Here is a 23484-nt window from a genome sequence, read left to right as displayed (position 1 = left end):
CATGGTCCGGCCACCCCGGCGGCGTTCTGCGACGAGGCCGCGCCCGCCCGGCACCGGCGTCGGCACGCGCGGCCGGGCCTCGGACGCCGGTGACGAGGCCGGGGTCCGCCTGGGGCGGACGTGCGCCATGGGCGGACGCGCCCGGCACCGCAGCGCGGACATGCCTGAGGGGCGCGGGGAACTGCGCGACGCGCCACGGGAGACCCGCAGCCGCCGTACGGCAGTCCTCTGCGCCCCTCTGGGCGGGCTGTGCGGCTACGCGCGCCGCAGCGTCGGCTTCAGCTCCTTCAGCCGGCCCAGCAGGCCGTTGACGAAGGCGGGCGACTCGTCCGTCGAGAACTCCTTCGCCAGCTGCACCATCTCGTCCAGGACGACGGCGTCCGGGGTCTCGTCGACCCAGATCAGCTCGTACGCGCCCAGCCGCAGGATGTTGCGGTCGACGACCGGCATGCGGTCCAGCGTCCAGCCCACGGCGTACTGGGCGATCAGCTCGTCGATCCGCGTCGCGTGCTCCGCGTAGCCCTCGACCAGTTGCATCGTGTACTCGCTGACCGGCGGCTGCCGGGTGTCGGACCGGGACAGCCGGACCCAGTCCGCGAGGACCGTCAGGACGTCGGCGCCGCGCTGATCGCCCTCGAAGAGGATCTGGAAAGCGCGCTTGCGGGCCGTGTTGCGGGCAGCCACGGTTAGCTGTTCACCCGGCCGAGGTAGTCGCTGGTGCGGGTGTCGACCTTGATCTTCTCACCGGTGGTGATGAAGAGCGGGACCTGGATCTGGTGGCCGGTCTCCAGGGTGGCGGGCTTGGTACCACCGGTGGAGCGGTCGCCCTGGACACCCGGCTCGGTCTCCTGGACGACCAGCTCGACGGCGGCCGGCAGCTCGACGAAGAGCACCTCGCCCTCGTGCTGGGCCACGGTGGCCGTGAAGCCCTCGATGAGGAAGTTGGCGGCGTCGCCGACGGCCTTGCGGTCGACCATCAGCTGGTCGTACGTCTCCATGTCCATGAAGACGAAGTACTCGCCGTCCATGTACGAGAACTGCATGTCGCGCTTGTCGACAGTGGCCGTCTCGACCTTGACACCGGCGTTGAAGGTCTTGTCGACCACCTTGCCGGAGAGCACGTTCTTCAGCTTGGTGCGCACGAAGGCCGGGCCCTTGCCAGGCTTGACGTGCTGGAACTCGACGACGGACCAGAGCTGGCCGCCTTCGAGCTTGAGCACCAATCCGTTCTTGAGGTCGTTCGTGGAAGCCACGGTTGCGGAATCTCCTGGACTGACGTGGACGACCACGGGGGCACGCACTCCTACAGCGCGAGCAGCTCCTTGGTCGTGATGGTGAGTAGCTCGGGTCCGCCGTCCGCCTCGGGGCGCACGACGAGCGTGTCATCGATCCGGACACCGCCCCGGCCCGGGAGGTGGACCCCCGGTTCGACGGTGACCGGCACGCAAGCGTCCAGTTTACCCATGGCCGCGGGCGCCAACTGCGGGTCCTCGTCGATTTCGAGTCCGACCCCGTGTCCGATCAGCGGTGGCAGGGCCTCCGCATAGCCCGCGGTGTCCAGTACCTGCCGTGCCGCGCGGTCCACGTCGCGGTAGGCGGCGCCGGGTGCGAGGAACTCCCGTCCGGCCCGCTGAGCGGCGAAGACGAGGTCGTACAGCTCGATCTGCCAGTCGGCCGGCGAGGTGCCGATGACGAACGTACGGCCGATCTCGCAGCGGTAGCCGCGGTAGGTGGCGCCGAGGCAGACGGAGAGGAAGTCCCCCTCCTCCACGCGCCGGTCGGTGGGCCGGTGCCCCCGGCGGCCGGCGTGCGGGCCGGTGGCCACGGAGGTGGGGAACGCCGGGCCGTCGGCGCCGTGGTCCACCAGGCGCCGCTCCAGCTCCAGCGCGAGGTGCCGTTCGGTGCGGCCGACCAGGATGGACTCCAGCAGTTCGCCGAGGGCCTGGTCGGCGATCTCGGCGCCGATGCGGATGCAGGAGATCTCCTCCTCGTCCTTGACCACCCGCAGCTGCTCGACGGCGCCGCCGATGTCGGTGAGGCGGAGCCCGGGGGCGACCGAGGCGAGGGCTCTGTGCCGGGCCACGGTGAGGTGGTGCTCCTCGACCGCCAGGGAGTCGGCTCCCTGGGCCGCGGCGAGGCCGGCCGCCGCGACCGAGGCGTCACCGCCGTTCGCGGCGAGGACGTGCAGGCGCACGTGCTCGTCCGGCCTGCCTTCGTAGGGACGGTCCTCCGGCGGGCCGGCGCACACCAGGAGGTCCTCGCTCCGGCCGAGCAGCAGGACGGCTCCCTGCGGGGCTGCGGCGGCGAGGTAGCGGACGTTGGCCGGGCGGGTGACGAGCGCTGCCGCGGTGCCGGCCGCGTTGACGTGGTCCCGCAGCCGGGATCGGCGGTTCGCGTACACCTCTGACATGAGATGAGCGTAGGAGTTCTGGGCGATTTGTGCCGATTGAGAGGGCCGAGTGGGGTTCCGCGGGGTGCTGACGCATACGCCGGGGGTGCTGAGGGGTGCGCTGCGGGGCGCTGAGGCATACGCCGCAGGGTGCGCCGGGGGGTGCTGAGGCATACGCCGCAGGGTGCGCCGGGGGGCGGCGCGGGTCGCCCGCACCCCCAGGCCGGGACGCTCCCTTCCCGGCTACCAGCTCGGGGGACTCGCCATGGCCCGCGCGAGGACCTCGTCGAGGACCTGGGCCGTGCCCGCGACGTCCAGCTGGGAGTTGTCGATGATCGGCAGGCCCGAGCCGTACCAGCCGGCCATGCGGCCGTGGATGCGGGCCACCTCCTCGTCGGTGAGGCGGCGGTTGCCGGAGCGCTCGGCGTTGCGCTCCAGGACGACGTCCAGGCCCGGGAGCAGGACGACGGGGAGCAGGCCGGGGCCCACGTGCCGCTTCCAGCCGCCGAGACCCACCACCGGGCGGTCCGGGAAGACGGCGTCGTCCAGGATGCAGGAGATGCCGTTGGCCAGGAAGTTGCGGGCGGCGAATCCGCAGGTGCGGCGGGCCAGGCGGTACTGGGCCTCGGAGTTGTCGTTCCAGCCGGACTGGGGGTCGGCGAAGCCCGAGCGGACCCATTCGCGGACGTCGTCCAGGCTGATGTGGGCCGTGGGGACGCGGCGGTGGTCCGCCCAGTACTTGGCGACGCTGGTCTTGCCCGCGCCGGCCGGGCCGATGAGGAGGACGGCGAGGGTGGTGGCCGCCGGGTCCGGGACCGCGGCCGCGGCGGGCGGTGCCACGAGGGCGCCGACCGGGCCGCCGGGTGGCAGCGGCACGTGCCCGGTGGTATCGGAGGCCGGTGGGCCGGAGACATGCGGCTGCGGCGCGGGCGGCGGCACCGGGCCGGAGGGAGCCGGCGGCTGGTGCGAGACCGGCGGCACCGGGCCGGACGGAGCCGGCGGCTGGTGCGAGGCGGGCGGCACGGAGGGCGGTGGGGCCGGGAAGCCCGGTGGCGGGGGCCCGGGGGCGGGGCTCTGGGCCCCTCCCTGGTGCGGGCCCGCGTGGTGCGCGGCCGACGCCCAGCCGGCGTGCGGCCCCTGCCCCGGCTGGTGGGGCGGCGGCAGCGGAGACCCCACTGCGTGCTGCATCCGTTGCCACTCCGTCTCGTACAGGCACTGTGGTGCTGGCGGCGGGGGCACGCCTCCGCCGCCTACCGAACGGTACCGTCCCCGGCCGTCGTTTGGTGAAACGGCCGGGGGCGGCCCGAAGTGCCCGCTCCGGCACGGGAGTCGGGGAGCGGAGCCAGGCGGACGGAACGGACGGAACGGACAGAACGCTCAGCCGGGGACCTACTGGCCGACCTCGCCGTACGCGGCGAGCAGCACCGCGGGGTCCGGGCCTTCCAGCACGGTCGGCCGGGCCAGACCGTCCAGGACGATGAAGCGCAGCAGGTCGCCACGGGACTTCTTGTCGACCTTCATCGTCTCCAGCAGCTTGGGCCACTGGTCGTAGCGGTAGTGCAGCGGCAGGCCGACGGCTTCCAGGATGCTGCGGTGCCGGTCGGCCGTGGCGTCGTCCAGGCGGCCCGCCAGCCTGCCCAGTTCGGCGGCGAAGTGCATGCCGACCGAGACCGCGGCTCCGTGCCGCCACTTGTACCGCTCGTTCTTCTCGATGGCGTGGCCGAGCGTGTGGCCGTAGTTGAGGATCTCCCGCAGACCGGATTCCTTCAGGTCCGCGGAGACGACCTCGGCCTTGACCCGGATCGACCGCTCGATCAGCTCGGCCGTGTGCGGGCCCTGGGGGGAGCGGGCGGCCTCCGGGTCTGCCTCGATCAGCTCCAGGATCACCGGGTCGGCGATGAACCCCGCCTTGATGACCTCGGCCAGACCGGACACGTAGTCGTGCACCGGCAGGGAGTCGAGCGCGGCCAGGTCGCACAGGACGCCGGCGGGCGGGTGGAAGGCGCCGACCAGGTTCTTGCCCTCGGCGGTGTTGATACCGGTCTTGCCGCCGACCGCCGCGTCCACCATCGCCAGCACCGTGGTCGGTACGGCGACCCAGCGCACCCCGCGCAGCCAGGTCGCGGCGACGAACCCGGCCAGGTCCGTGGTCGCTCCGCCGCCGACGCCGACGACGACGTCGGAGCGGGTGAAGCCGCACTGGCCCAGTGCCTTCCAGCAGTAGGCGGCGACCTCGGCGGTCTTGGCCTCCTCCGCGTTCGGCACCTGGATCGCGACGGCCTCGTAGCCCTGCTCGGCCAGGTCGGCCCGCAGCGCCTCGCCGGTCTCGGCCAGCGACTCCGGGTGGATCACCGCGACCCGCTTGACCCGCTCGCCGACCAGACCGGCCAGCTCGCCCAGCAGCTGCCGGCCGACCAGCACCTCGTAGGCGTCCGTGCCCGCCGTGCCGCCGACCTGGATCCGGGTGACTGACTCGCTCATCCTTGCTTCAACTCCAGTGCGTCCAGCACGTCTCGGGTGACCTCGTCGGGGCCACGGCCGTCCGTCGCCACCACGGCCGTGGCGACCTCCTCGTACAGGTGCCGGCGTGCCTCCATCAGTTCCCGCCACTGCTTGCGCGGGTTGACCGCGAGCAGCGGGCGGGCGACGTTCAGACCGGTGCGCCTGACGGCCTCCTCCACCTCCATCGAGAGGTAGACCACGCGCTGCCCGGCCAGCAGCGCCCGGGTGTCCGGGTCCATGACCGCTCCGCCGCCGAGCGCGACGACACCCTCGTGCGCGGCGAGCGCGGCCCGTACGGCCGCCTTCTCCTTCGCGCGGAAGGCGGGCTCGCCCTCGTCCACGAAGATCTCGGCGATGGTGCGGCCCTCGGCCTCGACGATGTCGTCGTCGGTGTCCCGGTAGCCGACGCCGAGGTGCTCGGCGAGCAGCCGTCCGACCGTGGACTTGCCCACGCCCATCGGGCCGATCAGGACGACCACCGGTCCGGTGCTCACCTGATCTCCAGGCCGTCGAGGTACGAGCGCACGTTGCGGCGGGTCTCCGGGACGGAGTCGCCGCCGAACTTCTCCGCGACGGCGTCGGCCAGCACCAGCGCGACCATGGCCTCGGCCACGATGCCGGCGGCCGGCACGGCGCACACGTCGGAGCGCTGGTGGTGGGCCTGCGCGGGCTCCCCGGTGGCGACGTCCACCGTCCGCAGCGCCCGGGGGACGGTCGCGATCGGCTTCATCGCGGCCCGTACGCGCAGCAGTTCGCCGGTGGTCAGACCACCCTCGGTGCCGCCGGAGCGGCCGGTGGCGCGCTTGATGCCCTCGTCGGTGGTGAGGATCTCGTCGTGGGCCTGGGAGCCGGGCACCCGGGCCAGCTCGAAGCCGTCGCCGACCTCGACGCCCTTGATCGCCTGGATGCCCATGAGGGCCGCGGCCAGGCGCGCGTCCAGACGCCGGTCCCAGTGCACGTGGGAACCCAGGCCGACCGGGACGCCGTAGGCCAGCACCTCCACCACGCCGCCGAGCGTGTCGCCGTCCTTGTGGGCCTGGTCGATCTCGGCGACCATCGCCTTGGAGGCGTCCGCGTCGAGGCAGCGCACCGGGTCGGCGTCGAGCTTCTCGACGTCGGCGGGGGTGGGGTGGACACCGTAGGGCGCCTTGGCGGCGGCCAGCTCCACGACGTGGGAGACGATCTCGATGCCGGCCGTCTCCTTCAGGTACGACCGGGCGACCGCGCCCAGCGCCACCCGGGCGGCCGTCTCGCGGGCGGAGGCGCGCTCCAGGATCGGGCGGGCCTCGTCGAAGCCGTACTTCTGCATGCCGGCGAGGTCGGCGTGGCCGGGCCGGGGCCGGGTCAGCGGGGCGTTGCGGGCGAGGCCCGCCAGCACCTCCGGGTCGACCGGGTCGGGCGCCATGACCTGCTCCCACTTGGGCCACTCGGTGTTGCCCACCATGATCGCCACGGGTGAGCCCATGGTCAGACCGTGCCGGACACCGCCCAGGAAGGTGACCTCGTCGCGCTCGAACTTCATGCGCGCACCGCGGCCATAGCCGAGCCGCCGCCGCGCCAGGTGATCCGCCACCATCTCCGTGGTGATCGGCACGCCGGCGGGAAGACCCTCCAGCGTCGCGACGAGTGCGGGACCGTGGGACTCCCCCGCGGTCAGCCAACGCAGCCTGCTCAACGGTGCTCCTCAGTGCTCGCGCTCCGGTACTGCCCTGCGTACGCGAGTCCGCGCGTACGGCGACGGCGCCGCCGGGTGCGCGACCCCGGTACGCCACCTCCGATCCTCCCACGTCCGGCGGCGGGGTCCGCCAGCCGGTCCAGCAGACGGACGTGCGGCAGGGGCGTCAGCGGGCCGCGAGCGCCTTCTCCCCGGCGTGCCGCATGGCGTCCAGCGGACCGGGGACGTGCCCGGTCATCTGCTCGAACTGCAGTACGGCCTGGTGGATCAGCAGGTCGAGGCCGCTGACCACGGCCCCGCCGAACATGGACCAGCGGGCCGCCAGCTCGGTGGGCCAGGGGTCGTAGAGGACGTCGAAGAGGGTGGCGGGGCGCTCGGGCACGGCGGCGGCGAGGGCGTCGGCCGCGCCGGCGGGCGTGGTGGCGATCACCAGCGGGGCGCGCAGCGCGTCGGCGGCGTCGGACCAGTCCGCCGTGCGGACCTCCACGTCGAGCCGTTCACCCCACTGCCGCATCTCGGCGGCGCGGGCCGCGCTGCGGACGTAGGCGACGACCTCCCCGGTGCAGATCCGGGCGAGCGCGGCGAGCGCGGAGGAGGCGGTGGCGCCCGCGCCGAGGACGGCGGCGGAGTCGACCTGCTCGATGCCGTGCTCGCGCAGGGCGGCCACCATGCCCGGGATGTCGGTGTTGTCGCCGCGGCGGCGTCCGTCCTCGGTGAGGACCAGCGTGTTGACCGCGTCGACCGAGGCCGCCGTGTCGCTGATCTCGTCCACCAACGGGATCACGGCCCGCTTCAGCGGCATCGTCAGCGACAGCCCGGCCCACTCGGGCCCGAGTCCGTCCAGGAAGCCCGGCAGGGCGGTCTCGTCGACGTCGAAGCTGTCGTACGACCAGCCGGTGAGCCCGGCGGCGTCGTACGCGGCCCGGTGCAGCACCGGGGAGAGCGAGTGGGCGATCGGCGAACCGAGCACGGCGGCACGGCGGCCGTCAGTTGCCCGAGTTGGCATTGAACTTGTCCTTGAGTTCCTGGAATTCGGCGTAGGTCTTGGCGAATTCGGTGTTGTTCGTCCCGTCGGTCGCCACGAAGTAGATCCAGCCGTCTTCGGTCGGATTCAGCGTCGCCTTCAGCGCGTCCTCGCCGGGGTTGCCGATCGGGCCGGGCGGGAGCCCCTTGTGGGTGTAGGTGTTGTACGGGCTCGGGTTGCTGTTGATCTCCTTCTCGGAGATGTGGATGTTGCTCGTGCCCTTGAGGTAGTTGTAGGTCGAGTCGAACTGGAGCAGCCGGTTGGTCTCGGTGTTGTCGGGCTTGAGACGGTTGTAGACCACCTCGGCCATCTTGCGGAAGTCATCGTGCGTCTTGCCCTCCGCCTGGACCAGGCTCGCGACCGTGACCAGCTCGAACGCGTTGTCGAGGCCGAGCTGCCTGGCCTTGTCGTCGAGGCCGTAGGCGGTGTACTTCTGCTTGGCCTGGGCGACCATCTGCCGCAGGACGGTCTCGGGCTTCATGCCCTTCGCGGCCGGATAGGTGGCCGGCCAGAGGAAGCCTTCCAGCGGGTCCATGATGTCGCTGCTGTTCTTCGCCCAGGCCGGCAGGCCGAGGCTCTTGTACTGCTTTTGCGCGACCTTCTTGGTGGTGCCGTTGGACAGTTCCAGCTTCTTGTCGATGGCCGCGTAGACACCCGAATTGCGCTCGCCCGGGGTGACCACCACGTTGTTCTGGCTGCGCGGGTCCATCATCAGCTTCACGGCGCTGCCGGCGGACATCTCCTTCTTCAGGAGGTACGCGCCGGCCTGGATCCCGTTGCCGCCCGGCGTCTGGCTCTGGGCGTGGACGAAAGCGTCGGCGCTCTTGACGACCCCGGCCTCCTTCAGGCGGCGGCCGATCTCCCAGCCGCCCGCGCCCTTCGGGATCTCGACGGTCACCGTCTCGTCGATGCCGTCGCCCGCGAAGTCCGGAGCCGTGCCGAAACGATTTTGGTAGAACGTGTAGCCGAAGTACCCGACTCCGGCGAGGCCGCCGCCGAACACGAGGACGACGACCATGCAGGCGCAGCCGGTGCGCCGTTTCTTGCTCTTGACGGGCTTGCGGCCCTTGCCGCGCCGCTCGCGCCGGCTCTGGAGCTCGTGCTCCTCCTCGTCCTCACCGCCTCCCGCGAAGAAGGCGTGGTCCTCCTCGCCCGCCGTCTCCGGCTCGGGCTCGGGCTCGGGGCGCCTGCGGCCGGGCGGTTCCGGCGGGGGGTAGGCGTCCTCGGTGCCGTAGAGGTCGGGCTGCTCCCCGCCATAGGCGACGGGCTGCTGACCGTAGGGGTCGCCGGGGTCGGCGGCGTAGGGGACCTGGCCGTGGGTGCCGGTCGCGTCCCAGCCGCCGCCCTGGTGGAACTGCTGCTGGGTGTGCCCGGCGAACTGCGGATCGTACTGCTGCTGACCGGACGCGTCGAAGTGCTGGGGCTGCCCGTCGTACCCGGGCTGCTGCTCCTGGGTCCAGTCGCCGTACTGCGGCGCCTGCGGATGCTGCTGAGGCCGGCCGTCGTAGGGGGACCGCATGCCCGCGGGGGCCTGCTGTCCTCCCCATCCGCCGTCCCCGTACAACGGGTCCTCCGGATGCCACGGTTCGGGGCCCGGGCCCCGGCCATACTCAGTCATCGATCCCCTAGAGCCGCGAGGCCGACGGTCACGCGGCCCGGGGGCCGGTTTCCGTTCCGCCTCTCTCTGTGCCCCGGCTGTTCGAACACCGGCGCATCGCGCGGAACGTTACCGTATCGCGATCAGATGACCACTTCGACGCCCTCACCGGGTGCTTCACCTGACACCCGTTCGGATTCCAGGGCCTGCTGCAGAATGATGACGGCCGCCGCCTGGTCGATGACCGCGCGGCCCTTCTTGGACCGCACCCCCGAGGCGCGCAGCCCCTGACTGGCCGTCACCGTCGTCATCCGTTCGTCCACCAGCCGCACCTGAACCGGCGCGATGCCCTTGGCCAGTTCCTGGGTGAAGGCGCGGACCTTGACCGCCGCCGGGCCCTCGCCCCCCTTGAGGGAGCGAGGGAGGCCGACGACGACCTCGATCGGTTCGTACTCCTCCACCAGCTGACGGAGCCGGCGGTGGGCGGCGGGGACGTCCCGGCCCGGGACGGTCTCCACCGGGGTGGCGAGGATCCCGTCGGGGTCGCACGAGGCGACCCCGATCCGGGCGTCCCCGACGTCGATGGCGAGTCGGCGGCCTCTGCGCATGGTTCCTCGACCGTTCTACGCGGCGGTCTCGGCGACGAGCCGCTCGACGGCCTCGACGGCCGCACCGACGGCGGCCGGGTTCTGGCCGCCGCCCTGGGCGACGTCCGGCTTGCCGCCACCGCCACCGCCGAGGGTCTTGGCGGCGGCCCGGACCAGGTCACCGGCCTTGAGGCCACGCTCGCGGGCGGCCTCGTTGGTGGCGATGACCGTCAGCGGCTTGCCGCCCGCGACCGTGAACAGCGCGACCACGGCGGCCCGGCCGCCCTGGATGCGGCCGCGCACGTCGAGCACCAGCTTGCGCAGGTCGTCGGCGGTCGTGCCGTCGGGGACCTGGCCGGTGACCAGCGCCACGCCCTTGACGTCCTTGGCGGACCCGGCGAGACCCGCCGCGGCCTGCAGCACCTTCTCGGCGCGGAACTTCTCGATCTCCTTCTCGGCGTCCTTCAGCTTGCCGAGCATCGCGGAGACCTTCTCCGGCAGCTCCTCCGGCCGGCCCTTGATCAGCTCCTGGAGCTGGGCGACGACCGTGTGCTCACGGGCGAGGAAGTTGTAGGCGTCCACGCCGACCAGCGCCTCGATACGGCGCACACCGGAGCCGATGGAGGACTCGCCGAGCAGCTTCACCAGACCCAGCTGGGCGGTGTTGTGCACATGGGTGCCGCCGCACAGCTCCTTGGAGAAGTCGCCGATGGTCACCACGCGGACCCGCTCGCCGTACTTCTCGCCGAACTCGGCGATGGCGCCCTGCTTCTTGGCGTCGTCGATGCCCATGACCTCGGCGTGCACGTCCAGGTCGCGGGCGAGCACCTCGTTGATCTTCTGCTCGACGTCGGTCATCACGGCCGTCGGCACGGCGGCCGGGGAGCCGAAGTCGAAGCGGAAGCGGCCGGGCTGGTTCTCGGAACCGGCCTGGGCGGCCGTCGGGCCGAGGGCGTCGCGCAGGGCCTGGTGGGTCAGGTGGGTGGCCGAGTGGGCGCGGGCGATGGCCGTACGGCGGCGGCCGTCGATGGAGGCGTGGGCCTTGGCACCGACGGTGACCTCGCCGACCTGCACGACGCCCTTGTGGACGTACACGCCCGGGACCGGCTTCTGGGTGTCGCGGATCTCGATGACGGCACCCGTGTCGACCTTGATGCGGCCGGTGTCGCCGATCTGGCCACCGCCCTCGGCGTAGAACGGGGTGCGGTCCAGGACGATCTCGACCTCGTCGCCCTCGGTGGCGGCCGGGGAGGAGGCGCCGTCGACGAGGATGCCGACGATGGTGCTCTCGCCCTCGGTGTCCGTGTAGCCGATGAAGTCGGTGGCACCGGCGGCGTCGGCGATCTCGCGGTAGGCGCCCATGTCGGCGTGGCCGGTCTTCTTGGCCTGGGCGTCGGCCTTGGCGCGCTCCCGCTGCTCCTTCATCAGGCGGCGGAAGCCGTCCTCGTCCACGGAGAGGCCCTGTTCGGCGGCCATCTCCAGGGTGAGGTCGATCGGGAAGCCCCAGGTGTCGTGGAGCAGGAACGCCTTGTCGCCGGAGAGGACCGTGCCACCGGTCTGCTTGGTCTCGGTGACGGCCGTGTCCAAAATGTTGGTGCCGGCCTTGAGGGTCTTGAGGAAGGCGTTCTCCTCGGCGACGGCCACCTTCTCGATGCGCTCGCGGTCGGTGACCAGCTCCGGGTACTGCTGGCCCATCATCCGGATCACCGTGTCGATCAGGTCGAGCACGACCGGGCCGGTGGCGCCGAGCAGGCGCATGTTGCGGATGGCGCGGCGCATGATGCGGCGCAGGACGTAGCCGCGGCCCTCGTTGCCGGGGGTGACGCCGTCGCCGATGAGCATCACGGACGTGCGCATGTGGTCGGTGACCACGCGCAGCGAGACGTCCGACTGCTGGGAGTCGCCGTAGGCCACGCCGGTCAGCTCGGTGGCCTTCTTGATGACGGCCATGGAGGTGTCGATCTCGTACATGTTCTGCACGCCCTGCAGAATCATGGCGAGGCGCTCCAGGCCGAGGCCCGTGTCGATGTTCTTGCTCGGCAGCTCGCCGAGGATCTCGAAGTTGTCCTTGCCGATGCCCTCGCCGCGCTCGTACTGCATGAAGACGAGGTTCCAGATCTCCACGTACCGCTCGTCGTTGACGGCGGGGCCGCCCTCGGCGCCGAACTCGGGGCCGCGGTCGTAGTTGATCTCGGAGCAGGGACCGCACGGGCCGGGGACGCCCATGGACCAGTAGTTGTCCTTCATGCCGAGGCGCTGGATGCGCTCCTTCGGCACCCCGACGACCTCGTGCCAGATGCGCTCGGCCTCGTCGTCGTCCTGGTAGACGGTGATCCAGAGCTTCTCCGGCTCCAGACCGTAACCACCCTTGTCCTGGGGCGTGGTGAGCAGCTCCCAGGCGTACGTGATGGCGCCTTCCTTGAAGTAGTCGCCGAAGGAGAAGTTGCCGCACATCTGGAAGAACGTGCCGTGCCGGGTGGTCTTGCCGACCTCTTCGATGTCCGGTGTGCGCACGCACTTCTGCACGCTGGTGGCGCGCGCGAACGGCGGCTTGACCTCGCCCAGGAAGTAGGGCTTGAAGGGGACCATGCCGGCGGGGACGAGGAGCAGCGTCGGATCGTCCGCGATGAGCGACGCCGAAGGCACGACGGTGTGCCCGCGCTCCTCGTAGAAGCTCAGCCAGCGGCGGCGGATCTCAGCCGACTCCATCAGTGGTCCTCATTCCGGTCGTACGAGTGCTTCGGGTGCGAGGTCATCGGGGCCTCGATGTACCTCGGGGTGCTGCGGTCGTTCTCGATGGCGGCGTACCGCCGGGGCGCGGGGAGACCGGGCTCGGCGTCGATGCCCAGCGCCTCGCCCAGTTCGGCCTCCCGCTGGGCCATGTTGTCGCGCACGTCGAGCGCGAAGCCGACCGCGCGGTCCTTCACGCGCCGGCCGGTCTCCAGGGCCTTGTTCGCCGCGGTGGCGGCCAGGCTCTCCGGGGTCAGCTGCTTGAGCTTGCGGTTGACCTTGGTGGTGGCCCACACCCCGGCGGCGACACCGGAGGTGAACCAGAACGTTCGGCGGAACATCGCTCGGTCTCAGTCCTTACTTCCGCTTGCGACGTGCGGCGGGGACCGTCCGGCCCACGATCACGGTACGCCGGGCCGACGAGGCGGGCACGCCCTCCTCCTTGCGTCCGCCGAGCGCCCGGCGCACGCCGTAGCCGAAGGCCGCGACCTTGACCAGCGGGCCGCCGAAGGTGGAGGCGACCGTGGTCGACAGCGCGGAGGCGTTCGACGTGACCTCCTGGACGTCGGAGGCGATCGCGTCGACCCGGTCGATCTGGGTCTGCGCGGAGCGCACCGCCTGGGAGGCGTCGGCGAGCAGCGGGACGGCCTGATCGGTCACGTCCGCGACGAGCTTGGTGGTCGCCTTGAGCGTCTGGGCCAGCCTCGCCAGTGCCACGGCGAGGAAGGAGACCAGGATCGCCCAGAAGACGGCCACCAGGATCCCGGCCACCTCTCCACCGGACACTGTGCGCACCCGCTCCCTGAAACGTGCTCTGAACATCGGAACCATGAAAAAGCAGTGCCCCGAGCCTATCGCGCCGGGGCGGAGGCTCCGTACCGGATTACGGGTGCGGGCGGGCGGAGTCGGGGGAACCGATTGTACGGAATGAACACGGTTCAGTACGCTCCGTGTCCCATGCGAGGTCCTCACAGTGCCGGTTCCTGGGCGGACGGCGGTCCGCCCCTCGAACTCACCGCTTTCGTCGGACGCTCGGCCGAGCTGGCCGAGCTGGCGACGGCCCTCGGCCGGGCCCGGCTGGTGACGGTGACGGGGGCGGGCGGGGTCGGCAAGTCCCGGCTCGCGGTGCGGGCGGCTCAGCGGTGGGCGTCCGGTGACCCGGCGCGCGGCGTGCCCGCGGCGGACCTGGGCCGGGTGGAGCTGGCGCCGGTCCGTGATCCGCGGTTCCTGGAGTACGCGGTCGTGGAGGCGCTGGGCCTGACCGACCACACCACCCGCGGGCCGCGGGAGACGATGCTGGAGCAGTTGGCGGGCCGGCGCGCCCTGCTGCTGCTGGACGGGTTCGAGCACCTCGTGCCGGCCTGCGCCGACCTGGTGGCGGAGCTGCTGCGCAGGCTGCCGGAGTTGCGGGTGCTGGCGACGGGCCGGCGTCCGCTGGGCCTGGCGGGCGAGCGGCTGTTGCCGCTGGCGCCGCTCAGCGGGGACGAGGCGGTGGAGCTGTTCCTGGACCGGGCCCGCGCCTCGGGGGTGGCGGTGGCCGACGACGCCGAGGTACGGGAGGTGTGCCGGCGGCTCGAGGGGCTCCCGCTGTCGCTGGAGCTGGCGGCCGGGCGGCTGCGCGCGCTGTCCCCGGCGCAGCTCCTGCGGCGCCTGGACGACCGGTTCCGGCTGCTGACCGGTGGCGGTCGGGACGCGCTCCCCCGCCATCGCGCCCTGCGGACGGCGATCGGCTGGAGCCACGAGCTGTGCACGCCGGCCGAGCGGCTGCTGTGGGCACGGCTGTCGGTGTTCGCGGGGACCTTCGACCTGGAGGCGGCCGAGTACGTGTGCAGCGGGGACGGGCTGTCCGCCGAGGACGTGCTGGACGTGCTCTCGCAGCTGCTCGCCCAGTCCGTCGTCTCCCGCGAGGAGGCTCCGGCGGGCCCGCGCTACCGGATGCTGGACGCCGTCCGTGCCTACGGCGCCGACTGGCTGGCGGGGACCGGGGACGCGGACCGGCTGCGCAGACGGCACCGGGACTGGTACCTGGGCCTGGCGACCTGGTGCGAGCTGGAGTGGTTCTCGCCCCGGCAGCGGGAGGTGGCGGCGCGGGTGGACACCGAGCTGCCGAACCTGCGGACGGCGCTGGAGTTCTGTCTGACCGCGCCCGACGAGGCGCATCTCGGCCAGCACCTGGCGGGCTCGCTGTGGTTCTGCTGGGTGGGGTGCGGCCGGCTCTCGGAGGGGCGGCGCTGGCTGGAGAGCAGCCTGGAGCTGGAGTCGGAGTACGAGCAGTCCCGGCTGAAGGCGCTGTGGGTGCTCGGCTACGTGGCGGTCCTGCAGGGCGACACCGTGCCGGCGCTGCGGGCGCTGCGGGCGTGCCGGGCGCAGGCGGAGGGTGCGGCCGACCCGGCGGCGGTGGCGTACGCCGAGCACCGCACCGGCTGTCTGGCCCTGGTCACGGATGACATGGCCGGTGCGGAGACGCTGCTGCGCTCGGCGCTCGACCGCTACCAGGAGATCGGCGAGCTGAACAGCAACGTCCTGATGGGCCAGGTGGAGCTGGCGATGGCCCGGGCGTTCCAGGGGGACCTGCCGGACGCGGTGCGGCTGTGCGAGGACGTACGCCGGGTGTGCGAGGACCACGGGGAGCGCTGGGCGCGGTCGTACGCGCTGTACGTGCTGGCCTACGCGGCCTGGGCCGACGGGGATCCGGCCGGCGCGCGGGTGCTGCTGGCGGACTGCCTGGACAACGCGCACGGCTTCCACGACCTGCTCGGCTCGGTGCTGTCGATCGAGCTGCTGGCGCTGGTGACGGTGACCCAGGGGGATCCGGTGGAGGCGGCGGTGCTCCAGGGCGCCGCGGCGCGGCTGTGGCCTTCGGTGGGGCTGCCGCTGTTCGGTTCGGCGTACTACAACGCCCCGCACGAGCGGTGCGAGGCCGCCGCGCGGCAGGCTCTCGGCGACACCCGGTACGCGCAGTGCGTGCGGGAGGGCGCGGAGCTGGACCGGGAGGCGGCGGTGGCGCGGGCACTGCGGCACCGGGAGGCGGGGGCGCTGCCCTCGCTGCCTGCTCCGCGCGGTCCGGTGGGCCCGGGGGGCGGGGAGAGCGGGACGCCGGGTGAGCCGGGGAAGCGCGGTGCGGCGGGTACACGTGAGCCCGCCGCCTCGCCCACCCGGAAGGGCGGGGAGACGGCGGGCTGAGGTGCTGCGCCGGGCTGGGATCAGCGGGCGTAGTACTCGACGACGAGCTGCTCGTCGCAGATGACCGGAACTTCCTTGCGGTTCGGCTCGCGGTCCAGGCGGAACGCCAGGGCCTTGAGGTTCACCTGCAGGTAGCGCGGGGTCTCGCCGTCGGGGGCGAAGCCACCCTCACGGGCGATCTGGAAGAGCGTCTTGTCCTTGGAGCGGTCGCGGACCTGCACGACGTCGTCCGGGCGGACACGGAAGGACGGCTTGTCGACCTTCTGGCCGTTGACCTGGATGTGGCCGTGGACGACCATCTGGCGGGCCTGGTAGATCGTGCGGGCGATGCCCGAACGCAGGACCAGCGCGTCGAGACGGCGCTCCAGCTCGATGATCAGGGCCTCACCGGTCTTGCCCTGGACCTTGGAGGCACGCTCGTAGGCGCGGACGAGCTGGCGCTCGGACACGTCGTACTGCGCGCGCAGACGCTGCTTCTCCAGCAGACGGACCTTGTAGTCCGAGTTCTGCTTGCGGCCACGGCCGTGCTCACCCGGCGGGTAGGGGCGGGCCTCGAAGTACTTGACGGCCTTCGGCGTCAGCGCGATGCCGAGGGCACGCGACTTCTTGACCTTGGGGCGGGACTGGTTCGCCACTTGTTCTTCTCTTTCCTAGTTTCCGGCTCGTCAGGTCGAGAGAGGTCGCATCCGCAGCCGGGAAAACCCGTGAGGTCCGCAGGGGACCTGTCGGGCAGCCGCTTCCCTGGTCTGGGCACATACGTGCAGCACGCGAGTGGCCCACCGACCTCTCCCGGGAGTTCCGGGGTGGTGGTGGGCTGCCCGCGACACCGTTCGACGGTGCGCGACGCTCCTGGAGCCGGTCCGCGAAGGACCGGGTCTCCGGCCGGCTGTCCCGCTCTGACTGCACGGGACTCGGCACTTCGGAGCAGTCTACAGGGTGCTCATGAGCGCTTGCGACCGAGGTGCTTGCGGGTCCATTCCACGGCGTCCGCGTACCGTGCCTCGGCGCCGTGCCGGGTCGGTTCGTAGTACGCGCGGTCCTTCAGGGCGTCCGGGGCGTACTGCTGCTCGGCGATGCCCTCCGGCAGGTCGTGCGGGTACACGTATCCCTGGGCGTGGCCGAGTTCGGCGGCGCCCTTGTAGTGCCCGTCGCGCAGGTGCGGCGGCACCGGGCCGGCCAGGCCCTTGCGTACGTCCTCCATGGCGGCGCCGATCGCGGTGGTCGCCGAGTTGGACTTGGGGGCGAGGGCCAGGGCGATGGTGGCGTGGCTGAGGGTGAGGGCGGCCTCCGGGAAGCCGATCATGGCGACGGCCTGGGCGGCGGCGACCGCGATCGGCAGGGCGCCCGGGTCGGCCAGGCCGATGTCCTCGCTGGCGGAGATCATCAGGCGGCGGGCGATGAACCGGGGGTCCTCGCCGGCCTCGATCATGCGGGCCAGGTAGTGCAGGGCCGCGTCGACGTCGGAGCCGCGGATGGACTTGATGAGGGCGCTGGCGACGTCGTAGTGCTGGTCGCCGTCGCGGTCGTACTTCACCGCGGCCCGGTCGACGGTCTGCTCCAGCGTCTGGAGGCTGATCTCGCTCTCGCCCTGGTCCAGGGCGGCCCCGGCGGCGGCCTCCAGGGCGGTCAGGGCGCGGCGGGCGTCGCCGCCGGCGATCCGCAGCAGGTGGTCCTCGGTGCCCTCGGGGAGCGCGACGGCGTTCTTCAGGCCGCGGTCGTCGGCGAGCGCGCGCCGGAGCAGGCCGCGGATGTCGTCGTCGGTGAGGGGTTCGAGGGTGAGCAGCAGGGAGCGGGAGAGCAGGGGGGAGATCACCGAGAAGTACGGGTTCTCCGTGGTGGCCGCGATCAGGGTCACCCAGCGGTTCTCCACGGCCGGCAGCAGGGAGTCCTGCTGGGCCTTGCTGAAGCGGTGGATCTCGTCCAGGAAGAGGACGGTCTCCTTGCCGAAGCCGCCGGTGGCCCGGCGGGCGCCGTCGATGACCGCGCGGACCTCCTTGACGCCGGCGGTGATCGCGGACAGTTCCACGAACCGCTTGTCGGTCGCCTTGGAGACGACGTAGGCCAGGGTGGTCTTGCCGGTGCCCGGCGGGCCCCACAGGATCACCGAGGACGGGCCGGCGGGACCGCCGGAGCCCTCGCCGACCAGGCGGCGCAGCGGCGAGCCGGGCTTCAGCAGATGCTGCTGGCCCACGACCTCGTCGAGTGTGCGCGGGCGCATGCGCACCGCCAGGGGGCTGCCTGCCGGGTCCTTCTCCTGGCGTTCTTCCGCCGCGGCGGTGAAGAGGTCGGGTTCCACGCTGAAACCCTAGAACACCGCACTGACAATCCCCGCAGGGCCGTCAGCTCGTCCAGAAGTCCCACCAGCGGGTGAGGACCAGCATGCCGATGATGCCGACGTGCAGGACGGGCACGACCCAGGTGAACTCGCCGAAGAAGGACTTCAGCGGACGCGGGGCCGGCAGGAAGCCGTTGCGGACGTTGAACGAGGTGACGTACCAGAACATGGTGATCGTGGCGACCCAGGCCAGCGAGCACCACAGGCACAGCGCGTTGATCCGGTACAGGGACTGGAACTGCAGCCAGGTGCAGAAGGCGACGCCGAAGAGGCAGCCGAAGTTGAAGGTCAGCCAGTACCAGCGGGGGAAGCGGGCGCGGGCCAGCAGGCTCATGCCGACGCAGATCACGACGCCGTAGCAGACCAGGCCGAGCATCGGGTTGGGGAAACCGAAGGCGGCGGCCTGCTTGCTCTCCATGACGCTGCCGCAGGAGACCACCGGGTTGAGGCTGCAGCCGGGGGTGAAGGTCTTGCCCGCGACCTTGGCTTCCAGCAGCTTGAACTTGTCGATCGTGATGACCCAGGCGGCCAGCAGTCCGGCCGCGCCGGTGATCACCAGCAGGATGGCGAAGGCACGGCTGCCGCCCACCGCGCGCGGGGCCGTGGCGGCGCGCTCCGGACCGGGTTCCGCGGAGACGTCGTTCACTGTCGTCTTGCTCATCACGCCGATTCCGTCACTTGAGACTGGACCATCTTCGGGCACGGTCATTGTGCCGCACGGGCACCTGTGTCCACCGTTCGGTGGACATAAGAAGGTACGCGCGAGGAGCCCGAACCGTTCGGTTCCGGCCGGGTCCGGGGGGCCCGGCAGCCCACGCGAACGCATGGGCGGCGGACGAATCGGCGCTCGCCGTCTTGACGGACCGGCGCTGGCCCGGCTCCACGGACCGGCGAGGGCCGGCTCCACGGACCGGCGCCTGCCGGCTCGACGGGCCGGTGCCTGCCGGCGTCACGGACCGGTGTGGGCGCCGGATTCCTCCGGCGCCCACGTGCCGTCAGCCGAGCCGTGCCTCGAGTTCCGCCACGATCTCGTTGACGCCGATCGCCGCCTGCTCGCCGGTCTCCATGTCCTTGAGCTGGACGACGCCCTCGGCAAGGTCCCGCTCGCCGGCCACGACCGTGTAGCGGGCGCCCGAGCGGTTGGCGTTCTTCATGGCGCCCTTCAGCCCCTTGTCGCCGTACGCGAAGTCCGTCGCGATGCCCACCTTGCGCAGCTCGGTGACCTTGGCGAAGAGCACCCGGCGGGCCTCCTCGCCGAGCGGGACGGCGTAGACGCTGGTCGTCGCGGGGATGTCCAGTGCGACTCCCTCGGCCTCCAGCGCGAGGACCGTGCGGTCGACGCCGAGGGCCCAGCCGACGGACGGCAGCGCGGGGCCGCCGATCATCTCGGACAGGCCGTCGTAGCGGCCGCCGCCGCCCACCGCGGACTGCGAGCCGAGGCCGTCGTGCACGAACTCGAAGGTGGTGCGGGTGTAGTAGTCCAGGCCGCGCACGAGCTTCGGGTCGTCCTCGAAGGAGACGCCCGCCGCGGTGATCAGCTCGCGGACCTCCTCGTGGTACGCCTTGCACGCGTCACACAGGTAGTCGCGCAGGAGGGGCGCGCCGGTCAGCTGCTTCTGCACCGACTCGCGCTTGTCGTCCAGGACGCGCAGCGGGTTGATCTCCGCGCGCCGCAGCGTGTCCTCGTCCAGGTCCAGGCCGCGCAGGAAGTCCTGGAGCGCGGACCGGTACACCGGCCGGCACTCCTTGTCGCCGAGGCTGTTGAGCAGGATGCGGAAGTCGCGCAGGCCGAGGGAGCGGTACGCCTGGTCGGCCAGGATGATCAGCTCGGCGTCCAGCGCCGGGTCCTCCGTGCCGATCGCCTCGGCACCGACCTGGGAGAAGTGGCGGTAACGGCCCTTCTGGGGGCGCTCGTAGCGGTACTGCGAGCCGGAGTACCAGACCTTCACCGGGAGGTTGCCGGCCTTGTGCAGGTTGGCCTCCAGCACCGCCCGCAGCACGGGAGCGGTGGTCTCCGGGCGCAGGGCGAGCCGGTCGCCCCCCTTGGTCTCGAAGACGTACATCTCCTTGGTCACGATGTCGGTGGACTCACCGACACCGCGCGCGAACAGCTCGACGTTCTCGAAACCCGGGGTCTCGATGTAGCCGTAGCCGGAGTCGCGCAGCGGGGCCGCGATCGCCTCGCGGACCGCCAGGTACTTGGCCGAGTCCGGCGGGAGCAGGTCGTAGGTGCCCTTGGGGGCCTTGAAGGTGCTCAACGGAAAGCTCTCTCGTCACATTCCTCGTCGGGGAGCCTGGGCGGCTTCCCGGCCGGCGGCCACCTGCCGCAGGTACGGGTTGGTGGCGCGCTCCTGGCCGATGGTCGTCTGGGGGCCGTGGCCGGACAGCACCACGGTGGAGTCGTCGAGCGGCAGGCACACGCGTGCCAGGGACCGCATCATGTCCTCCATGGATCCGCCCGGCAGGTCGGTGCGTCCGATGGAGCCGGCGAACAGGAAGTCCCCGGCGAAGAACACCGACGGGATGTCGGTGGTCCCGGGCGTCCTGAAGGTCACCGACCCCTTGGTATGGCCCGGCGCGTGCGCGACGGAGAAGTCCAGTCCGGCCAGTTCCAGGTTCGCGCCGTCCGTCAGCTCCCTGACGTCGTCGGGCTCCCCCACGGTCAGCTCGCCCAGCAGGGGCATGCCGATGGAGCGGCCGATGCCCTTCCCGGGGTCGCTCATCATGTACCGGTCCTCGGGGTGGATCCAGGCCGGTACCCCGTGTGCTCCGCAGACGGGGACGACCGAGGCGACGTGGTCGATGTGGCCGTGGGTGAGGATGACGGCGACCGGCTTGAGCCGGTGCTTCTTCAGCGTCTCCTCGACGCCCTCGGCGGCCTGGTGGCCGGGGTCGATGATCACGCACTCCTCACCGGCGGCGGGGGCGACGACATAACAGTTCGTCCCCCAGGCCCCGGCGGGGAACCCGGCAATGAGCACGATCGTCCTTCGTTGTGTCGAATACTGGCGGCTTCGGCCGCCCTCAGAGCCTACCGGCGCTGCCGTTTCCTCAGCGAACCCATATACGGTACGGGGCTACACCCAGCGGTCGGCTCACGAGGACGCGCGCGTCCCGCCCGACACACGACACGCATAGGAGAAACCCGGTGGTCAGCCAGGAGCAGCGGCGGCGTCAGCTCGCCCGGGAGAAGTTCTTGCGGCAGCAGCAGCGGCGCACCCAGGCGCGGCGCAAGGCCCGCCTGCGCAACTCCGCGATCGCGTCGGTACTGGGCCTGGTCGTGATCGGCAGTGTCGCCCTGTACACGACGGGCGTGCTCAAGGACGACGACAAGAAGACGAACGCCAGCGCCGAGACCACGCCGAGCGCCACTCCGACCAGCAAGGCCCCCGACCCGTGCGAGAAGCCGGCGGCCGGCTCGGTGAAGAAGCTGAGCTGGAAGAAGGAGCCGGCGATGACGATCGACACGTCGGCGAAGTACACGATGAAGCTCGCGACGACATGCGGCGACATCGGCGTCGCGCTGAAGACGTCCGCGGCGCCGCACACGGTGAACTCGTTCGACTTCCTCGCCGGCAAGGGCTACTTCGACCACACCAAGTGCCACCGCCTGGTGACCCAGGGCATCTACGTCCTGCAGTGCGGCGACCCGCAGGGCACCGGCACCGGCGGCCCCGGCTACACGCTCCCGGACGAGAACCTGAAGGACAGCAGCCTGAAGAGCCACACGTACCCGGCGGGCACGGTGGCGATGGCCAACACCGGGCAGAAGCACACCGGCGGCAGCCAGTTCTTCCTCGTCTACAAGGACAGCCCGCTGCCGCCCCAGTACACGCCGTTCGGCACCATCGACGCGGCCGGCCTGAAGGTGCTGGACAAGATCGCCGCGGCCGGCGAGAACACCGGCGGCGGGGACGGCGCACCGAACGCGACGGTCGTGATCGACAAGGCCACGGTCACCAAGTCCTGAACCGGCGTCCCGACCCGCCCGGCCGGGCCGATAACCGCACGTGAAGGTCGACACGGCCGGTAGCGGAATTTCGGTCGCGCTGGATGCGGACAGGCAACCCGCCGGTCGCCTATGTTGGCCGTGACGAAACTGTGGACGATGCCCGGGGGTGCTGAGGCCCCCCGCAGGCATCATGTGGAGGAGGCGCTGTGAGCAGCGACCCGTGGGGCCGCGTCGACGAGACGGGGACCGTGTACGTGCGTACGGCCGACGGCGAGCAGGTCGTCGGTTCCTGGCAGGCCGGCTCCCCCGAGGAGGCGCTGGCCTACTTCGAGCGCAAGTACGAGGGCCTGGTTGTCGAGATCGGCCTCCTCGAGAAGCGAGTGAAGACGACCGACCTGTCGGCGAAGGACGCCCAGACCGCCATCGGCCACCTGCGCGAGCAGGTGGACGCGCACCACGCGGTGGGCGACCTGGCCGCGCTGCGGGAGCGGCTGGACAAGCTCGTGGCGACCGTGGAGGCGCGCCGCGAGGAGCGCAAGGTCCAGCGGGCCAAGCAGTCCGACGAGGCCCGCAAGGCCAAGGAGGACCTGGTCGTCGAGGCGGAGCAGCTCGCGCAGTCCGACCAGTGGCGGGCCGCCGGTGAGCGGCTGCGGGCGCTGGTGGACACCTGGAAGGGGCTGCCGCGGCTGGACCGCAAGTCCGACGACGAGCTGTGGCACCGCTTCTCGCACGCCCGCTCGGCGTTCTCCAAGCGCCGTAAGGCGCACTTCGCGCAGCTGGACGCGCAGCGCGAGGACGCCCGCCGGATCAAGGAGCGGCTGGTCGCCGAGGCCGAGGGGCTGTCCGGTTCGACGGACTGGGGGCCGACGGCCGCCCGTTACCGCGAGCTGATGGCGGACTGGAAGGCCGCGGGCCGCGCCCAGCGCGAGCACGAAGACGACCTGTGGAACCGCTTCCGCGGCGCCCAGGACGTGTTCTTCGCCGCCCGCAGCTCGGTGTTCGCCGAGCGGGACGCCGAGCAGTCGGAGAACCTCAAGCTGAAGGAGGAGCTGGCCGAGGAGGCCGAGAAGCTCCTGCCGATCGGCGACCTGAAGTCCACGCGTGCCGCCTTCCGTTCGATCAACGAGCGCTGGGAGGCCATCGGTCACGTCCCGCGGGACGCGCGTCCGAAGGTCGAGGGCCGGATGCACGCCGTGGAGCGGGCGATCCAGGAGGCCGAGGAGGCCGAGTGGCGCCGGACGAACCCGGAGGCACGCGCCCGCGCCGAGGGTCTGACCGGCCAGCTGCAGGCCGCCGTGGACAAGCTGCGGGGTCAGATCGAGCAGGCGCGCGCCCAGGGCAACAACTCCCGGGCCGACAAGCTGGAGAAGGAGCTGGAGGGCCGTCAGGCGCTTCTGGACCAGGCCCTGAAGGGTCTGCAGGAGTTCGGCGGCTGAGACTCCCGCCGCGCATGGGAGAGGGCCCCGTACGGCCGTACGGGGCCCTCTCCCATGCGCGGCGGGCGCTCGGC

General features: G+C 71.8%; 21 protein-coding genes. 3 read left to right on the top strand and 18 right to left on the bottom strand.

Translation table 11 applies throughout. The annotated features are described in order from the left end of the window. Window positions 1-255 precede the first annotated feature (255 nt). The 13 genes from nusB to GT045_RS02625 all read right to left on the bottom strand — a co-directional run bounded on the left by nusB (window position 256) and on the right by GT045_RS02625 (window position 13326). Window positions 256-684: a transcription antitermination factor NusB gene (gene nusB, locus GT045_RS02685; protein ID WP_161298010.1), complete on the bottom strand. Its 429-nt coding sequence runs from the start codon at window positions 682-684 to the stop codon at window positions 256-258. A 2-nt stretch (window positions 685-686) separates the two neighbouring features. After that, window positions 687-1253, bottom strand: a complete 567-nt coding sequence (gene efp / locus GT045_RS02680) for an elongation factor P (RefSeq protein WP_037742222.1) — start codon at window positions 1251-1253, stop codon at window positions 687-689. Window positions 1254-1303: 50 nt separating this feature from the next. Continuing rightward, on the bottom strand, window positions 1304-2410 hold the full coding sequence (locus GT045_RS02675) for an aminopeptidase P family protein (RefSeq protein ID WP_161298009.1): 1107 nt from the start codon (window positions 2408-2410) through the stop codon (window positions 1304-1306). A gap of 222 nt (window positions 2411-2632) precedes the next feature. Beyond that, window positions 2633-3577 (bottom strand): Pro-rich N-terminal domain-containing protein, encoded by a 945-nt coding sequence (locus GT045_RS02670; protein ID WP_161333163.1) that lies wholly within the window; start codon window positions 3575-3577, stop codon window positions 2633-2635. Window positions 3578-3778: 201 nt separating this feature from the next. Further along, on the bottom strand, window positions 3779-4870 hold the full coding sequence (gene aroB / locus GT045_RS02665; protein WP_161287343.1) for a 3-dehydroquinate synthase: 1092 nt from the start codon (window positions 4868-4870) through the stop codon (window positions 3779-3781). After that, entirely contained in the window at window positions 4867-5385 is a 519-nt protein-coding gene (locus GT045_RS02660; protein ID WP_161287344.1) for a shikimate kinase, read from the bottom strand. Before GT045_RS02660 ends, aroB begins: the two co-directional genes overlap by 4 nt. After that, window positions 5382-6566: a chorismate synthase gene (gene aroC, locus GT045_RS02655; RefSeq protein WP_161287345.1), complete on the bottom strand. Its 1185-nt coding sequence runs from the start codon at window positions 6564-6566 to the stop codon at window positions 5382-5384. Before aroC ends, GT045_RS02660 begins: the two co-directional genes overlap by 4 nt. 166 nt (window positions 6567-6732) lie before the next feature. Then, on the bottom strand, window positions 6733-7572 hold the full coding sequence (locus GT045_RS02650; RefSeq protein ID WP_161333162.1) for a shikimate dehydrogenase: 840 nt from the start codon (window positions 7570-7572) through the stop codon (window positions 6733-6735). Continuing rightward, on the bottom strand, window positions 7553-9208 hold the full coding sequence (gene mltG / locus GT045_RS02645) for an endolytic transglycosylase MltG (protein ID WP_202526923.1): 1656 nt from the start codon (window positions 9206-9208) through the stop codon (window positions 7553-7555). Before mltG ends, GT045_RS02650 begins: the two co-directional genes overlap by 20 nt. A 122-nt stretch (window positions 9209-9330) precedes the next feature. Then, a complete protein-coding gene (gene ruvX / locus GT045_RS02640) occupies window positions 9331-9795 on the bottom strand; it encodes a Holliday junction resolvase RuvX (RefSeq protein WP_161287347.1) in 465 nt (154 codons plus the stop codon). 15 nt (window positions 9796-9810) lie between these two features. After that, the gene (gene alaS, locus GT045_RS02635) at window positions 9811-12483 is read right to left on the bottom strand and encodes an alanine--tRNA ligase (protein WP_161287348.1); all 2673 of its coding nucleotides are present in this window, start codon (window positions 12481-12483) and stop codon (window positions 9811-9813) included. Further along, window positions 12483-12845, bottom strand: coding sequence for a hypothetical protein (locus tag GT045_RS02630; protein ID WP_161333161.1), 363 nt, complete (start codon window positions 12843-12845; stop codon window positions 12483-12485). The genes alaS and GT045_RS02630 overlap by 1 nt, the downstream gene beginning before the upstream one ends. A 16-nt stretch (window positions 12846-12861) precedes the next feature. After that, entirely contained in the window at window positions 12862-13326 is a 465-nt protein-coding gene (locus GT045_RS02625; protein WP_202515018.1) for a DUF948 domain-containing protein, read from the bottom strand. A gap of 135 nt (window positions 13327-13461) precedes the next feature. Here GT045_RS02625 and GT045_RS02620 point away from each other — a divergent pair, with 135 nt between their 5' ends. Then, window positions 13462-15687, top strand: coding sequence for a regulator (locus GT045_RS02620; protein WP_202516753.1), 2226 nt, complete (start codon window positions 13462-13464; stop codon window positions 15685-15687). 20 nt (window positions 15688-15707) lie between these two features. Here the strand turns inward: GT045_RS02620 and rpsD are convergent, their stop codons facing one another. The 5 genes from rpsD to GT045_RS02595 all read right to left on the bottom strand — a co-directional run bounded on the left by rpsD (window position 15708) and on the right by GT045_RS02595 (window position 21003). After that, window positions 15708-16322 carry a 30S ribosomal protein S4 gene (rpsD, locus tag GT045_RS02615; protein WP_161298521.1) on the bottom strand — a complete coding sequence of 205 codons (615 nt, stop codon included), beginning with the start codon at window positions 16320-16322 and terminating at the stop codon, window positions 15708-15710. A 305-nt stretch (window positions 16323-16627) separates the two neighbouring features. After that, window positions 16628-17983: a replication-associated recombination protein A gene (locus tag GT045_RS02610; protein ID WP_161298522.1), complete on the bottom strand. Its 1356-nt coding sequence runs from the start codon at window positions 17981-17983 to the stop codon at window positions 16628-16630. Window positions 17984-18026: 43 nt separating this feature from the next. Beyond that, window positions 18027-18683 (bottom strand): vitamin K epoxide reductase family protein, encoded by a 657-nt coding sequence (locus GT045_RS02605; protein WP_161333160.1) that lies wholly within the window; start codon window positions 18681-18683, stop codon window positions 18027-18029. A gap of 334 nt (window positions 18684-19017) precedes the next feature. Further along, window positions 19018-20280: a histidine--tRNA ligase gene (gene hisS, locus GT045_RS02600; protein WP_161298524.1), complete on the bottom strand. Its 1263-nt coding sequence runs from the start codon at window positions 20278-20280 to the stop codon at window positions 19018-19020. Window positions 20281-20295: 15 nt separating this feature from the next. Next, window positions 20296-21003, bottom strand: coding sequence for an MBL fold metallo-hydrolase (locus GT045_RS02595; protein WP_161333159.1), 708 nt, complete (start codon window positions 21001-21003; stop codon window positions 20296-20298). A 167-nt stretch (window positions 21004-21170) separates the two neighbouring features. Between GT045_RS02595 and GT045_RS02590 the strand changes: the two genes are divergently transcribed. Further along, window positions 21171-21992, top strand: coding sequence for a peptidylprolyl isomerase (locus GT045_RS02590; RefSeq protein WP_161298526.1), 822 nt, complete (start codon window positions 21171-21173; stop codon window positions 21990-21992). A gap of 188 nt (window positions 21993-22180) precedes the next feature. Further along, window positions 22181-23410 (top strand): DUF349 domain-containing protein, encoded by a 1230-nt coding sequence (locus GT045_RS02585; protein WP_161298527.1) that lies wholly within the window; start codon window positions 22181-22183, stop codon window positions 23408-23410. The last annotated feature ends 74 nt before the right edge of the window (window positions 23411-23484 follow it).

The organism is Streptomyces sp. SID486, assembly GCF_009865385.1.
In the GTDB taxonomy this organism is placed as follows: Bacteria; Actinomycetota; Actinomycetes; order Streptomycetales; family Streptomycetaceae; genus Streptomyces.
This window is presented reverse-complemented; position numbering and strand designations above follow the sequence as displayed.

Excerpts from the sequence above, each read along its gene's own strand:
- aroB (WP_161287343.1), bottom strand. The coding sequence starts at position 4,870 with ATGAGCGAGTCAGTCACCCGGATCCAGGTCGGCGGCACGGCGGGCACG.
- GT045_RS02605 (WP_161333160.1), bottom strand. The coding sequence starts at position 18,683 with ATGAGCAAGACGACAGTGAACGACGTCTCCGCGGAACCCGGTCCGGAG.
- GT045_RS02675 (WP_161298009.1), bottom strand. The coding sequence starts at position 2,410 with ATGTCAGAGGTGTACGCGAACCGCCGATCCCGGCTGCGGGACCACGTC.
- mltG (WP_202526923.1), bottom strand. The coding sequence starts at position 9,208 with ATGACTGAGTATGGCCGGGGCCCGGGCCCCGAACCGTGGCATCCGGAG.
- GT045_RS02670 (WP_161333163.1), bottom strand. The coding sequence starts at position 3,577 with ATGCAGCACGCAGTGGGGTCTCCGCTGCCGCCGCCCCACCAGCCGGGG.
- GT045_RS02650 (WP_161333162.1), bottom strand. The coding sequence starts at position 7,572 with ATGCCAACTCGGGCAACTGACGGCCGCCGTGCCGCCGTGCTCGGTTCG.
- alaS (WP_161287348.1), bottom strand. The coding sequence starts at position 12,483 with ATGGAGTCGGCTGAGATCCGCCGCCGCTGGCTGAGCTTCTACGAGGAG.
- GT045_RS02620 (WP_202516753.1), top strand. The coding sequence starts at position 13,462 with ATGCGAGGTCCTCACAGTGCCGGTTCCTGGGCGGACGGCGGTCCGCCC.
- GT045_RS02625 (WP_202515018.1), bottom strand. The coding sequence starts at position 13,326 with ATGTTCAGAGCACGTTTCAGGGAGCGGGTGCGCACAGTGTCCGGTGGA.
- ruvX (WP_161287347.1), bottom strand. The coding sequence starts at position 9,795 with ATGCGCAGAGGCCGCCGACTCGCCATCGACGTCGGGGACGCCCGGATC.
- GT045_RS02630 (WP_161333161.1), bottom strand. The coding sequence starts at position 12,845 with ATGTTCCGCCGAACGTTCTGGTTCACCTCCGGTGTCGCCGCCGGGGTG.